The sequence below is a fragment of the Pseudomonas sp. NFACC05-1 genome, from assembly GCF_900100135.1.
In the GTDB taxonomy this organism is placed as follows: domain Bacteria; phylum Pseudomonadota; class Gammaproteobacteria; order Pseudomonadales; family Pseudomonadaceae; genus Aquipseudomonas; species Aquipseudomonas fluorescens_Q.
In genome coordinates, this window is sequence record NZ_FMTR01000002.1 from 383699 (window position 1) to 397146 (window position 13448).

At 60.8% G+C, this 13448-nt stretch carries 11 protein-coding genes and 1 pseudogene; 9 read left to right on the plus strand and 3 right to left on the minus strand.

Annotated features, from left to right (window positions below; all coding sequences use genetic code 11):
- Positions 1–109: 109 nt before the first annotated feature.
- Both BLO97_RS05970 and BLO97_RS05975 read left to right on the plus strand, forming a co-directional pair.
- A complete protein-coding gene (locus BLO97_RS05970) occupies positions 110–1054 on the plus strand; it encodes a GlxA family transcriptional regulator (RefSeq protein WP_092345282.1) in 945 nt (314 codons plus the stop codon).
- A 188-nt stretch (positions 1055–1242) separates the two neighbouring features.
- The gene (locus BLO97_RS05975; RefSeq protein ID WP_092345284.1) at positions 1243–2412 is read left to right on the plus strand and encodes an alginate lyase family protein; all 1170 of its coding nucleotides are present in this window, start codon (positions 1243–1245) and stop codon (positions 2410–2412) included.
- Positions 2413–2691: 279 nt separating this feature from the next.
- Here the strand turns inward: BLO97_RS05975 and BLO97_RS05980 are convergent, their stop codons facing one another.
- The 3 genes and pseudogenes from BLO97_RS05980 to BLO97_RS05990 all read right to left on the minus strand — a co-directional run bounded on the left by BLO97_RS05980 (position 2692) and on the right by BLO97_RS05990 (position 3766).
- Positions 2692–3108, minus strand: a complete 417-nt coding sequence (locus BLO97_RS05980) for a DUF3010 family protein (RefSeq protein WP_092146293.1) — start codon at positions 3106–3108, stop codon at positions 2692–2694.
- Between the two features lie 32 nt (positions 3109–3140).
- Positions 3141–3323 (minus strand): annotated as a pseudogene (locus BLO97_RS05985) (helix-turn-helix domain-containing protein); the annotation flags it as partial.
- Between the two features lie 41 nt (positions 3324–3364).
- Positions 3365–3766: a lysozyme inhibitor LprI family protein gene (locus tag BLO97_RS05990; protein ID WP_092345286.1), complete on the minus strand. Its 402-nt coding sequence runs from the start codon at positions 3764–3766 to the stop codon at positions 3365–3367.
- A 234-nt stretch (positions 3767–4000) separates the two neighbouring features.
- Here BLO97_RS05990 and BLO97_RS06000 point away from each other — a divergent pair, with 234 nt between their 5' ends.
- The 7 genes from BLO97_RS06000 to BLO97_RS06030 all read left to right on the plus strand — a co-directional run bounded on the left by BLO97_RS06000 (position 4001) and on the right by BLO97_RS06030 (position 12647).
- Positions 4001–4978, plus strand: a complete 978-nt coding sequence (locus tag BLO97_RS06000) for a dipeptidase (protein ID WP_063324039.1) — start codon at positions 4001–4003, stop codon at positions 4976–4978.
- An 80-nt stretch (positions 4979–5058) separates the two neighbouring features.
- Positions 5059–5589, plus strand: a complete 531-nt coding sequence (locus BLO97_RS06005) for a DUF5943 domain-containing protein (protein ID WP_092345288.1) — start codon at positions 5059–5061, stop codon at positions 5587–5589.
- Between the two features lie 15 nt (positions 5590–5604).
- Positions 5605–7665 (plus strand): dimethylglycine demethylation protein DgcA, encoded by a 2061-nt coding sequence (gene dgcA / locus BLO97_RS06010; protein ID WP_047230382.1) that lies wholly within the window; start codon positions 5605–5607, stop codon positions 7663–7665.
- Positions 7666–7872: 207 nt separating this feature from the next.
- Entirely contained in the window at positions 7873–9822 is a 1950-nt protein-coding gene (gene dgcB, locus BLO97_RS06015; RefSeq protein ID WP_092345290.1) for a dimethylglycine demethylation protein DgcB, read from the plus strand.
- Entirely contained in the window at positions 9822–11042 is a 1221-nt protein-coding gene (locus BLO97_RS06020) for an electron transfer flavoprotein subunit alpha (RefSeq protein WP_092221467.1), read from the plus strand. The genes dgcB and BLO97_RS06020 overlap by 1 nt, the downstream gene beginning before the upstream one ends.
- A gap of 13 nt (positions 11043–11055) precedes the next feature.
- Entirely contained in the window at positions 11056–11826 is a 771-nt protein-coding gene (locus tag BLO97_RS06025) for an electron transfer flavoprotein subunit beta (RefSeq protein WP_063324042.1), read from the plus strand.
- Between the two features lie 254 nt (positions 11827–12080).
- Positions 12081–12647 (plus strand): GNAT family N-acetyltransferase, encoded by a 567-nt coding sequence (locus BLO97_RS06030; protein WP_092221469.1) that lies wholly within the window; start codon positions 12081–12083, stop codon positions 12645–12647.
- Positions 12648–13448: the final 801 nt, after the last annotated feature.

Sequence of the window (13448 nt, forward strand, 5' to 3'; positions counted from 1 at the left end):
TTGGCGAAACGCACAGCGGCGACGTGCTCTTGCACTGCAGCGACTCTTGAATGGGCCTTGCAACTGGCGTATCAAGGTCCGCACGCTACCCGCCAACCGAGTGCGCTCCATGTCCCAGGATTTCTACTTTTTGTTGATGCCGGGTTTTTCGGCCATCGGTTTCATTTCGGCCATCGAGCCGTTGCGGGTCGCCAATCGGTTTCGTGGCGAGCTGTACCGCTGGCATGTGCTGAGTATCGATGGCGGGCCGGTGCTGGCGAGCAATGGCATGTCGGTCAACGCCGATGCCGCGCTGGAGCCGCTGAAGAAGGGCGCGACCCTCTGGGTGGTGGCCGGGTTCGAACCGCTCGAATTCTCCACCCCGACGCTGGAGCGCTGGCTGCATCGGCTGGACAACGAAGGTGTGACCCTGGGCGGCATCGACACCGGCAGCGTGGTGTTGGCCGAGGCGGGGCTATTGGAAGGGCACCGCGTGACCTTGCACTGGGAAGCGATCGAGGCGTTCAAGGAGTCTTATCCGCAACTCAGCGTGACCCAGGAACTGTTCGAGATCGACCGTCGCCGCATTACTTGCGCGGGCGGCACGGCTTCCATCGACCTGATGCTGGACCTGATCGGCCAGGCCCACGGTTCGGAACTGGCGATCCAGGTCAGCGAGCAGTTCGTGCTCGGCCGCATCCGCCCGCGCAAAGATCACCAGCGCATGGAAATCGCCAACCGCTATGGCATTCGCAACAAGAAGCTGGTGCACGTCATCGGCGAGATGGAAACCCACAGCGAACCGCCCCTGAGCACCTTGGCACTGGCCGAATCCATTGGCGTCACCCGGCGCCAACTCGAACGCCTGTTCCGCCTGCACCTGAACGACACCCCGAGCAACTTCTACCTGAGGCTGCGCCTGGAGAAGGCCCGGCAGTTGCTGCGCCAGACCGACATGAGTGTGCTGGAAGTGAGCATCGCCTGCGGCTTTGAGTCGCCGTCGTACTTCACCCGCAGCTATCGGGCACGGTTCGAGCGATGCCCGCGGGAGGATCGGCGACGGCAGTTGGTTTGAAAACAAACTTCAAGAGCTCGCTCGCCGACAATAAATCTTTAAATTTTTTGATTTAAATTACTTCTGGCGATTCCCTTGGCTTTTTTAAAGACTGTTCGCTGTTAGTCCTGACGAACGGATAGGGATGTCTGTCCATTCAAAAATATATTTTAACTCGGGCTGAACAGGTGCCAAGGGAGGTACTGTGCATGAAGGGAAAGGGTTGGCTTTTTTTTGTATTGCTGTTGGTCAGTCGGTTGGCACAAGCAGATTTTTCCCATCCCGGAATTCTGGTGGACTTCAAGCAATTACGATACGTGAAGGAAAATATATACCGAGAACCCTGGAAGAGCGCCTATGAAAAGACTTTGCAAGACTCCTTGGCCGATAGAGATTACGAGCCTAGGCCTTGGGCGACTGTAGAGTGTGGTTCGTATTCCAATCCAAATAATGGCTGTTCGGACGAGACCCGGGACGCCCGGGCAGCCTACACCCAGGCTTTATTATGGCGGTTGAGTGGTGATCCGCGTTATGCGGAAAACGTACGAAAAATTCTTAATGCATGGGCCGATACGCTGACCGGTGGTCACACCAATAGTAATGGTCCCTTGCAAGCCGCATGGACGGCAGGGCTGTTTACGCGGGCCGCTGAAATTGTCAAATATTCCTACGATGGTTGGCCCCAGTCGGAAAAAGACAAGGTGAGCAGGTTATTTGCAAGGCAATACTATCCTGATGTGCTGCGTGCTTTTTCCGGAAGCTATACTTGCTATAACAAGAACTGGCATGCAAGTGCCATCGAGGCGATGTTTAATATTGCCGTGTTCAATAAGAATCAGGCATGGTTGGATGATGCTGTTTCGAAGTGGCGTGGCCTTGTTTCGTCGTATATTTATCTTGCCTCTGATGGCGCACGTCCGAAGGATGCTCCGTGGTGTCGGCGTAGCAATGCGCAAATCAATGTGCATTGGGGCAGCCCGGAAGCCTACTTGGAAGGCTTGTCGCAAGAAAGTTGTCGGGACTTCGAACACGCAGCTTATGGTTTGGCGGCAATCATCAATGTGGCGGAGAGCGCTCGTTTACAGAAGATTGATTTATATGAGGATCAAGCCAGCCAGGCAGCGTTGCGCATTGCGGCGGCGATGGAGTTGCACAGTGCCTATCAAAATGGTGATCAAGCAAAATTATGCAAGGCCTATGATGGGCTCAAGAACGATACGGTCGGTACGTTCGAGATAGGATTCAATCACTACGCGCTGCGTCAAGGCGTCTCCCTGCCGCAGACGTCGCTTTTTCTGCAAAAGCATCGCCCCGTCAAAGGAAAGTTTCATTACCTTTGGGAAACGCTGACCCACGGAGCCACGGGGACCATTCCATAGAACCAGTCGTATCTGGTTTGAGAGGACCCGGCAGCGATTGGAGGGTGGGCGGGAGCTGGTTTGACAGGCTTTTATACTCAATTATGCCCGGGACTATAAATTATACCTGTCGCCATAATTGGGTATAAAAGCTTGATACCGCCAGTCATCGGTCATTCATCTGTGGCGAGGGAGCTTGCTCCCGCTGGACTGCGTAGCAGGCCCCAAAAGCAGGGCCGCTGCGCGCCCCAGCGGGAGCAAGCTCCCTCGCCACGGGGGTGTTTCGTCTGAGAGATTGGCTTACTTCTTCACCAACGCCGAACACGCCGCCTTGTACGCCTCATGCTGATATTTGTTCAGCGTCGCCGGCAAGACGAAGTCATGTTTCTTGCTCTGCGCATTGATGGTCTGCGGCGACAGCAGCGTCACCTCGCAACCGTCCAGCAACTGGAAAACCCCTTCGATCTTGAACGTCGTCGGCCCACCGGCGAACTCGCCTTTCTTGCTGCGCTTCTTTATGGCGATGCGTTCGATGCCATGCTCAGCCACGAAAGTCCGTACCTGGGCGGCAAACGCCTTGACGTTGGCGGCTTCGTCATCGTCGTCCAGGGTGATTTTCTTGGTGTTCAGGGCGACGTGGGCCAGTGTCTGCTGTTCCAGCGAGACAACGGCGATGATCGCTTCGCTGCCTTTGATTTCGATGCCGCAGGTTTTCATGGGAATCTCTTTGCTCGGTGGTGACGTGCAGCTTACAGCTCTAACTGATCAGCATGGATACCAAAGGCAGCGGCAATTTTCTCTCGGGTAGCCCGGCGAGGCTTTGCGACCGATTCTTGCTGGGCAAATGCCGGTTGAGAAATCCCTAGGCGCCTGGCAACTTCATCCTGAGTCAGGTTCAGGTGTTCGCGCCAGGCGCGGATAGGCGTGGGGCCAACACATGAAAGGTGTCTGGATATTGCTCCGTGGATAACCTTCAATCCTGCCCAATCGACTCCAAAAACTCCGACCGATCATCGCTCACCTGGGCCATGCAGTCGTTCTCGGCGATCTTGTAGGCTTCGCTGCCGGGTTTGGCCGGGAAGGCGGCGATGGCGCAGTCGGCGTCGCGCTGCTTTTGCCACAGTTGTTGGGCGGTCTTGACCTTGGCGGTGATGTCGTTGAGTTGCGCCTTGTCGCTGGCGTAGCGGGTTTGCAGGCGCTCAAAGAGGCTTTGCAGGTTTTCATTGAGCAGCTGTTCGGCGGCGGTCTTGCCGTAGGCCGAGCAGGCCAGGGTCTGGACGTCGTTTTCAACTTCGTCGCAGGGGTTGGGTTCGGTGTCTTCGGTCGCATGTGCGACGGTGCTGATCAGTGCCAAAGCCAGGAAGAGTGATTTCATTGCGTTGCCGCTCAAGTCCAGTGAAAACCAGTGATGCGGCGGATTCTGGCGCAACCGTCGGGTAAAGAACAGACGGGTAGGATGGGCCTGTTGTAGTCCATTGTCGTGGATTGACGCTTTCGGCAATTCCCCTGTCGTTTTTGCACCGGGTCGCCACGGCCCTCAGGCATATGCTGGCCCCAAAGCGCCGGCAGACGATTCGGCGCATGAAATCCGATAAAAGGGGACTGCCTGATGAGCCCAGCCGAATTGCACGCCGACAGCATCGTTATCGACGGGCTGATCATTGCCAAATGGAACCGCGAACTGTTCGAAGACATGCGCAAGGGCGGCCTGACCGCAGCCAACTGCACCGTGTCGGTATGGGAAGGCTTCCAGGCCACCATCAACAACATCGCAGCCAGCCAGAAACTGATCCGCGAAAACAGCGATCTGGTGATCCCGGTGAAAACCACCGCCGACATCCGCCTCGCCAAGGAGCAGGGCAAGACCGGCATCATCTTCGGTTTCCAGAACGCCCATGCCTTCGAAGACCAGCTCGGCTACGTCGAGATCTTCAAGCAGCTCGGCGTCGGTGTGGTGCAGATGTGCTACAACACCCAGAACCTGGTGGGCACCGGTTGCTACGAGCGCGACGGCGGCCTGTCGGGCTTCGGTCGTGAGATCGTCGCCGAGATGAACCGTGTCGGCATCATGTGCGACCTGTCCCACGTCGGTTCCAAGACCTCCGAAGAGGTCATCCTCGAGTCGAAGAAGCCGGTCTGCTATTCCCACTGCCTGCCGTCCGGCCTGAAAGAGCACCCGCGCAACAAGTCCGATGAAGAACTGAAGTTCATTGCCGATCACGGTGGCTTTGTCGGCGTGACCATGTTCGCGCCGTTCCTGGCCAAGGGCATCGATTCGACCATCGACGACTACGCCGAGGCCATCGAATACACCATGAACCTCGTCGGTGAAGACGCCATCGGTATCGGCACCGACTTCACCCAGGGCCACGACCAGGCGTTCTTCGAGATGCTGACCCACGACAAGGGCTACGCCCGTCGTCTGACCAGCTTCGGCAAGATCATCAACCCCCTGGGCATCCGTACCGTGGGCGAGTTCCCGAACCTCACCGAGACGCTGCTCAAGCGCGGTCACCCTGAGCGGGTGGTGCGCAAGATCATGGGTGAGAACTGGGTCAACGTCCTCAAAGACGTCTGGGGCGAATAACCGCCGCCGCACCGCTGAATCCTTTACCTGCGGCCTTGTGCGCCGCAGGCAATACCACGCATTTCCGGAGTCAAGTTTTCATGGCCAAAATCGCCCCCCAACTGCCTATCGAAGTCGACAGCGAAACCGGTGTCTGGACCTCCGACGCCCTGCCGATGCTCTATGTGCCGCGTCACTTCTTCGTCAACAACCACATGGGCATCGAAGAAGTCCTGGGCGCCGACGCCTACGCCGAGATTCTCTACAAGGCCGGCTACAAATCCGCCTGGCACTGGTGTGAAAAAGAAGCCGAATGCCATGGCCTGGAAGGCGTCGAGGTGTTCGAACACTACATGAAGCGCCTGTCCCAGCGTGGCTGGGGCCTGTTCAAGATCCAGGACATCGACCTGGACAAAGGCACCGCCAGCGTCAAGCTCGAACACTCGGCGTTCGTCTATGTGTACGGCAAGGTCGGGCGCAAGGTCGACTACATGTTCACCGGCTGGTTCGCCGGCGCCATGGACCAGATCCTCGCCGCTCGTGGCAGCTCGATCCGCACCGTGGCCGAGCAGGTCTACGGCGGTTCCGAAGAAGGCCACGACGACGGCCTGTTCATCGTCAAGCCGTTGTAAGTCGAGGATCGCGCCATGGCTTTTGAAGCAATGTTCCAGCCGATCCAGATCGGCAAGCTGACCATCCGCAACCGCGTGCTCAGCACCGCGCACGCCGAGGTCTACGCCACCGACGGCGGCATGACCACCGACCGGTACGTGAAGTATTACGAAGAGAAGGCCAAGGGCGGCATCGGCCTGGCGATCTGCGGTGGCTCGTCGGTGGTTGCCATCGACAGCCCGCAGGAATGGTGGAGCTCGGTGAACCTGTCCACCGACCGCATCATCCCGCACTTCCAGAACCTGGCTGACGCCATGCACAAGCATGGCGCCAAGATCATGATCCAGATTACCCACATGGGCCGTCGCTCCCGTTGGGACGGCTTCAACTGGCCGACCCTGATGTCGCCGTCCGGTGTGCGTGAGCCGGTGCACCGCGCCACGTGCAAGACCATCGAGCCGGAAGAAATCTGGCGGGTGATCGGCAACTACGCCCAGGCGGCACGGCGGGCCAAGGCCGGTGGCCTGGACGGTGTCGAACTGTCCGCCGTGCACCAGCACATGATCGACCAGTTCTGGAGCCCGCGGGTCAACAAGCGTACCGACGAATGGGGCGGCAGCTTCGAAGGCCGCATGAAGTTCGGCCTGGAAGTGCTGAAAGCCGTACGCGCCGAGGTGGGTGACGACTTCTGCGTGGGCATGCGCATCTGCGGTGACGAATTCCACCCGGACGGCTTGTCCCACGAGGACATGAAGCAGATCGCCAAGTACTACGACGACACCGGCATGCTGGATTTCATCGGCGTGGTGGGCTCGGGTTGCGACACCCACAACACCCTGGCCAACGTCATCCCGAACATGAGCTATCCACCGGAGCCGTTCCTGCACCTGGCCGCCGGCATCAAGGAAGTGGTCAAGGTCCCGGTGCTGCATGCGCAGAACATCAAGGACCCGAACCAGGCCACGCGGATCCTGGAGGGCGGTTACGTCGACATGGTCGGCATGACCCGCGCCCACATCGCCGACCCGCACCTGATCGCCAAGATCAAGATGGGCCAGATCGACCAGATCAAGCAGTGCGTCGGTGCCAACTACTGCATCGACCGCCAGTACCAAGGCCTGGACGTGCTGTGCATCCAGAACGCCGCGACGTCCCGTGAATACATGGGTGTGCCACACATCATCGAGAAGTCCACCGGGCCGAAACGCAAGGTGGTCGTCGTGGGTGCCGGCCCAGCGGGGATGGAGGCGGCGCGTGTGGCCGCCGAACGTGGGCACGACGTGACCCTGTTCGAGAAAAAAGAATTCATCGGCGGGCAGATCACCACCGCCTCGAAAGCCCCGCAACGGGACCAGATCGCCGGTATCACCCGCTGGTTCCAACTGGAGCTGGCGCGGTTGAAAGTCGACCTGCGCCTGGGCGTGGCGGCGGATGCGGCAACCATCATGGACTTGCGTCCGGACGTGGTGGTGCTGGCCGTCGGCGGCCATCCGTTCCTGGAGCAGAACGAGCACTGGGGCGCCGCTGAAGGGTTGGTGGTCAGCAGCTGGGACGTGCTCGACGGCAAGGTCGCGCCAGGCAAGAACGTGCTGGTCTACGACACCATTTGCGAGTTCACCGGCATGTCGGTGGCCGACTTCCTCGCCGACAAGGGCAGCCAGGTGGAGATCGTCACCGACGACATCAAGCCGGGCGTCGCCATTGGCGGGACGTCGTTCCCCACCTACTACCGCAGCATGTACCCCAAGGAAGTGATCATGACCGGGGACATGATGCTGGAGAAGGTCTACCGCGAAGGCGACAAGCTGGTGGCGGTGCTGGAGAACGAATACACCGGGGCCAAGGAAGAACGCGTGGTGGACCAGGTGGTGGTGGAAAACGGCGTGCGGCCCGATGAAGAAATCTACTACGCGCTCAAGGAAGGTTCGCGCAACAAGGGCCAGATCGACGTCGAAGCCCTGTTCGCGATCAAGCCTCAGCCGTGCCTGGAGCAAAGTGGCGATGGCTACCTGCTGTTCCGCATTGGCGACTGCGTGGCCCAGCGTAATACCCACGCCGCCATCTACGACGCCCTGCGGTTGTGCAAGGATTTCTAACGGATTACCACCATTACCTGTGGCGAGGGAGCTTGCTCCCGCTGGGCTGCGAAGCAGCCCCAATCATCAGTCGAGAAGCATCAGGTTTACGCCTGGGGCTGTTTTGGGAGCGCTTCGCGCTCCAGCGGGAGCAAGCTCCCTCGCCACAAGTAGGTGCGTCGCTCTCACTGGCGCGCACATGATCCTGCGTCTTTGGGAGCAACACCTATGCTGAACACCCTTCTTCCTATCCTGCTGTTCGCAGCCCTGGGCCTCGCGGTCCTCGGCGCCTTGCGGCGGGTGAATATGTGGCGCCGGGGGCGACCGTCCAAGGTCGACCTGATCGGCGGCCTCTTCGCCATGCCCAAGCGCTACATGGTGGACTTGCACCATGTGGTGGCGCGGGACAAATACATTGCCAACACCCACGTGGCCACGGCCGGTGGTGCGGTGGCGTCGGTGGTGCTGGCGATCCTGGTCCACGGGTTTGGCCTGCATAACCGCTTCCTCGGCTATGCGTTGCTGTTGATGTCGGCCGTGATGTTCGTCGGTGCGATCTTCGTTTACCTGCGTCGGCGCAATCCGCCGGCACGTTTGTCCAAAGGGCCGTGGATGCGCCTGCCGAAGAGCCTGTTGGCGTTTTCGGCGTCGTTCTTCCTGGTGACCCTGCCGGTGGCGGGGATCCTGCCGGAGAACTTCGGCGGTTGGCTGGTGGCGGCGGTCCTGGGTGTCGGTGTGCTGTGGGGCGTCTCGGAACTGTTCTTCGGCATGACCTGGGGCGGGCCGATGAAGCACGCCTTCGCCGGTGCCTTGCACCTGGCCTGGCACCGCCGCGCCGAGCGTTTTGGCGGCGGTCGTTCCACCGGGCTCAAGCCGTTGGACCTGAACGACCCAGCGGCACCGCTGGGCGTGGAGAAACCCAAGGATTTCACCTGGAACCAACTGCTCGGCTTCGACGCCTGCGTGCAGTGTGGCAAGTGTGAAGCGGCCTGCCCGGCGTTTGCCGCGGGCCAGCCGCTGAACCCGAAAAAGCTCATCCAGGACATGGTCGTCGGCCTGGCCGGTGGCACCGATGCGAAATTCGCTGGCAGCCCATACCCGGGCAAACCCGTGGGCGAACACGGCGGCAATCCTCATCAGCCGATCGTCAATGGCCTGGTGGACGCCGAGACGCTGTGGTCCTGCACCACCTGCCGGGCGTGCGTCGAGGAATGCCCGATGATGATCGAGCACGTCGATGCGATCGTCGACATGCGTCGTCACCTGACCCTGGAAAAAGGCGCAACGCCCAACAAAGGTGCCGAGGTCCTGGAAAACCTCATCGCTACCGACAACCCAGGTGGCTTTGCCCCGGGTGGGCGGATGAACTGGGCGGCGGATTTGAACCTGAACCTGCTCAGCGAGAAGAAATCCACCGACGTGCTGTTCTGGGTCGGCGACGGTGCCTTTGACATGCGCAACCAGCGCACCCTGCGGGCGTTCGTCAAAGTGCTCAAGGCGGCGAAAGTCGACTTCGCCGTGCTCGGCCTCGAAGAACGCGACAGCGGCGACGTGGCCCGGCGCCTGGGTGATGAGGCGACGTTCCAGCTGTTGGCCAAACGCAACATCCAGACCCTGGCCAAATACAGCTTCAACCGCATCGTCACCTGTGACCCCCACAGTTTCCACGTACTGAAAAACGAATACGGCGCCTTCGATGGCAACTACCTGGTGCAGCACCACAGCACCTATATGGCGGAAATCATCGACGCCGGCGCCCTGAACCTCGGCCAGCACAAGGGCGACAGCGTGACGTATCACGACCCGTGCTACCTGGGCCGCTACAACGGCGAATACGAGGCGCCGCGCCAGGTGCTGCGCGCGCTGGGTATCGAGGTCAAGGAGATGCAGCGTTCCGGCTTCCGTTCGCGTTGCTGCGGCGGTGGCGGCGGTGCGCCGATCACCGACATCCCGGGCAAGCAGCGGATCCCTGACATGCGCATGGAAGACATCCGCGAAACCGGCGCCGAACTGGTGGCCGTGGGTTGTCCACAGTGCACTGCGATGCTCGAAGGTGTGGTCGAGCCGCGGCCGTTGATCAAGGACATCGCCGAACTGGTGGCCGACGCGCTGCTGGAAGACGCGGCCCCGAGCAAACCGGTGATCCCGGTCAAACGTGAACCCGCGGAGGTGCATTAATGAGCGACATCATCCGCCGCGACCCTCGCGCCGAGTGGATCGCCCGCAACCGCCTGCACCCGCTGCACGCGGCCATGCAACCGGTGCAACACAGCTGGATGGGCCCCAACGGCGTCATTCGCAAGAATGTCCATGGCATCGGTTTCATCGGTCCCAACGGCATCAAGCGCATCGACCGCAGCGGCGCCCAGCAGGGAGGCGCGAGCAAGCGTACTGCCGCCGTGGAAGTGCAATTGCCGCTGCATCAGGTGCCGCAACCGGCGTTCTACATCAGCGTGGTGCCGGACATGGTCGGGGGCCGCTTGAGCAGCCACGACCGCGATCTGTTGGGCCTGGCCCATCAGCTCGCAGGTACGGACGGTGCAGTGCTGGCGGTGGTCTTCGGCGAGCACAAGGAAAACGCCTTCGCCACGGCCGGTGTCGACCGCTTGCTGGTGCTCGATGGCGAGGAATTCAGCGGTTATGCACCGGAACAACGGGTGCAAGGCCTGCGGGCTGTGGATAACCAGTTCAGCCCACGCCATTGGCTGTTGCCTGACAGCCGCACCGGTGGCGGCGAACTGGGCCGGCGCTTGGCGGCAGCCCTGGGTGAGCGCCCGGCCACGCGGGTCTGGCAGGTCAAGGGCGAAGAGTGCATCGGCCGCGCCGGTGCCGGCCTGCAAGACCTGGCCCGGCCATTGGCGCGCTTGATCCTGGCAGCGGCCGAATGCGCTGAACCGGTCAGCGAAACCCGCCACGAAGCCTTGCCGGTGGAGTTATCCACAAGCGTGGCCCGCAGCTTGTCGCGTATCGAAGACCTCGGCGCGGTGGCGGTGGACCCGGGGGCGATCCCGATGGCCGAGGCCGAATTCATTTTCTCCGGCGGCAACGGCGTCAAGGACTGGGCACTGTTCCACCAGACCGCAGCGGCCCTGGGCGCCACCGAGGGTGCTTCGCGGGTGGCGGTGGACGACGGCTTCATGGCCCGCGATCGCCAGGTCGGTGCGTCCGGCACTTGGGTTACGGCGCGGGTCTACGTGGCCGTGGGGATTTCCGGGGCTATCCAGCACCTGCAGGGCATTGGCGCCTGCGACAAGGTGGTGGCAATCAACCTCGACCCGGGCTGCGACATGATCAAACGGGCAGACCTGTCGGTGATCGGTGACAGCGCGGCGATTCTCCAGGCCTTGATCGCGGCGGTAGAGGCTTACCGCAACGAAGCCAAGCGCGATGCGGCTTAAGAAGGATAAGTTGATGAGTACCCAAGTGATCAGCCTCGTGTCCATCGGCGCCCACCCCACTTCCGGGCGCCCCCGGCGCGCTGAACAGGACGCCCGGGCCGTGGAGCTGGGCCTGCAACTGGCCGGCAGCGACCTGCAAGTGCTGCACGCCGGTGACGTGGCCGAACCGGCCCTGCGCGCCTACCTGGGCATGGGCCTGGATGAATTGCACGTGCTGGAAAACCCCGTCGGCGCCGACGCCCTGCCGGCCCTGACCGATTACCTGCGTGATGCCGGCGCCCAAGTGGTGCTCACCGGTAGCCAGGCGGAAACCGGTGAAGGTTCGGGCATGCTGCCGTTCCTGCTGGCCGAGAATCTCGGTTGGCCGCTGGTGGTGGGGCTGGCCCAGGTCGAATCCATCGACGGCGGTGTGGCCCTGGTGCTGCAAGCCTTGCCTCGTGGCCAACGGCGTCGCCTGAAAGTGCGCCTGCCATTCCTGGCCACTGTGGATAACGCCGCGCCCAAGCCGCGGCAAAGCGCCTACGGCCCGGCCCGGCGCGGGGCGTTGCACGCTGAAGAGGTGGAGGTGCTCGACGACACCTTGCTGGCAGTGGCGACCCTGCAACCGGCCAAGCCACGCCCCAAACGCTTGAAAGTGATCAAGGCCAAGAGCGGCGCCGACCGCATGAAAGCCGCCACGGCCAAGGCCAGTGGCGGAGGCGGGCAGGTGCTCAAGGGCGTGAGCCCTGAGGCCGGGGCCGAGGCGATTCTCAAGCTGTTGATTGAGGAAGGGGTTGTTCGCTAAACCCAGGAACACCTGAATCCCCCTGTGGGAGCGAGCAAGCTCGCTCCCACAGGGGGTCATGTGTTTGCCCGCCGTTGCTGTGCGCCTCTGTGGATAACCTGTCCGGCTCCGCCGCAAAGGCCATCCAGGCCTGCGCTCAAAACACCCGCCTGACCTGCTGCAACATCCGGCCATAAAACCACTGGCCTGGCGGGTTGCCGCGTCTCACGCCTGTGGGTAAAAAAGGTCGTTTCATCGCCAATGGAGTCCCCTCAATGGAAGTAGCAATTCGTCCGGCCTTGCCCACGGATACACACGAGATCGCTCGTTTGTTCCGGATCTCCTCGGAGGGTGCATCGGATTACATCTGGAGCCAGCTGGCGGAGCCAGGCCAGGATCTCCTTGACGTGGGCGCCGCGCGTTATGCCCGGGAAGATGTCGATTTTTCCTACCAGAACTGCCTTGTCGCCGAGGCCAACGGCCAGGTCATTGGCATGATGCACGCTTATGTGACGCGTCATGATCCACAGGCGGCCCCCGTGACAGACCCGGTCCTGGCGCCCTACGCCGACATGGAAATCCCCGACACCCTCTATATCTCCAGCCTGGCCCTCCATGAAGGTTGGCGCAACAAGGGGTTGGGCGTGCGCTTTCTCGAGCGGGCGCAGCAGCGTGCCGATCAGTTGGAGCTCAAGGGCCTGAGCTTGATCGACTATGCCGCGAACACCGGCGCCCGGCGCTTTTACGAGCGCCATGGCTTCAGCATCGTCAAGACCTGTCAGGTTGTCCCGCACCCGATGATTCAGGTGACGGGCGCCGCCTACCTCATGCATCGGCCTTGACCGGCACGGCGCAAACCCTGGCGCGGGGCACAGGTTGGCCCGGTCCCACAGGTAAGTATGGGGTTACCCACAATCCCTGTGCGCGCCTCTGTGGATAACCTGTTCGCCCCTCGCGGTACACCACGCCAATCGGGCCCTCCAGGGCAGTGCTCAAAAAACAGACAGGCTAACCTACGGTTTTTCATGGGTTTTGTGTGTGAATAAGCTCGGGTGCATAACAACACTTGCCCCCAATCTCTGTTGGCGCTTCTGTGGATAAGATGTTCGCTCTACGCTGCAAGCCAGACGAACCGGGGGCTTCCGTGGGCTGGTCATAAAATGATCAAACAGCCCTTTTTATCAGGAAAACCTCCGTGAAACCGCGATTTACAAGCCGTCAGAAGGGTTTTCCACAGAATCGTCAAAACTACCCCCAAACACTGTTGGCGCTTCTGTGGATAAGGTGTTCGCTTACCGCCACACGCCTTGCCAGGCATGGCTTACAGGTATTTGATCAAAAAACAACCGATGGGCCGGTAAAACCGTCATTGTTCATAAGTCACGGTTTTTATTCACTTTGTCGGTGGAAAAATGCCGGACATACACGTACTTGTCCCCATTTGCTGTGGGTGGTCATGTGGATAACTTGTTCGCCAAACGCTGCAAGCCACGGCGGGCATAGCGCAAATCGTGATAGATCAAATTTCATACAGTTCTAAGTCATACCCTTGACGAGGGTCTGTGGGCTGTCTTCACTCCATGGCACAAGGACATCGCTCATTTATCCACATCAGGTTCAGGGAGAACACATGATGGATAGCC

Excerpts from the sequence above, each read along its gene's own strand:
- BLO97_RS05970 (WP_092345282.1), top strand. The coding sequence starts at position 110 with ATGTCCCAGGATTTCTACTTTTTGTTGATGCCGGGTTTTTCGGCCATC.
- BLO97_RS05975 (WP_092345284.1), top strand. The coding sequence starts at position 1,243 with ATGAAGGGAAAGGGTTGGCTTTTTTTTGTATTGCTGTTGGTCAGTCGG.
- BLO97_RS05980 (WP_092146293.1), bottom strand. The coding sequence starts at position 3,108 with ATGAAAACCTGCGGCATCGAAATCAAAGGCAGCGAAGCGATCATCGCC.
- BLO97_RS05990 (WP_092345286.1), bottom strand. The coding sequence starts at position 3,766 with ATGAAATCACTCTTCCTGGCTTTGGCACTGATCAGCACCGTCGCACAT.
- BLO97_RS06000 (WP_063324039.1), top strand. The coding sequence starts at position 4,001 with ATGAGCCCAGCCGAATTGCACGCCGACAGCATCGTTATCGACGGGCTG.
- BLO97_RS06005 (WP_092345288.1), top strand. The coding sequence starts at position 5,059 with ATGGCCAAAATCGCCCCCCAACTGCCTATCGAAGTCGACAGCGAAACC.
- dgcA (WP_047230382.1), top strand. The coding sequence starts at position 5,605 with ATGGCTTTTGAAGCAATGTTCCAGCCGATCCAGATCGGCAAGCTGACC.
- dgcB (WP_092345290.1), top strand. The coding sequence starts at position 7,873 with ATGCTGAACACCCTTCTTCCTATCCTGCTGTTCGCAGCCCTGGGCCTC.
- BLO97_RS06020 (WP_092221467.1), top strand. The coding sequence starts at position 9,822 with ATGAGCGACATCATCCGCCGCGACCCTCGCGCCGAGTGGATCGCCCGC.
- BLO97_RS06025 (WP_063324042.1), top strand. The coding sequence starts at position 11,056 with ATGAGTACCCAAGTGATCAGCCTCGTGTCCATCGGCGCCCACCCCACT.
- BLO97_RS06030 (WP_092221469.1), top strand. The coding sequence starts at position 12,081 with ATGGAAGTAGCAATTCGTCCGGCCTTGCCCACGGATACACACGAGATC.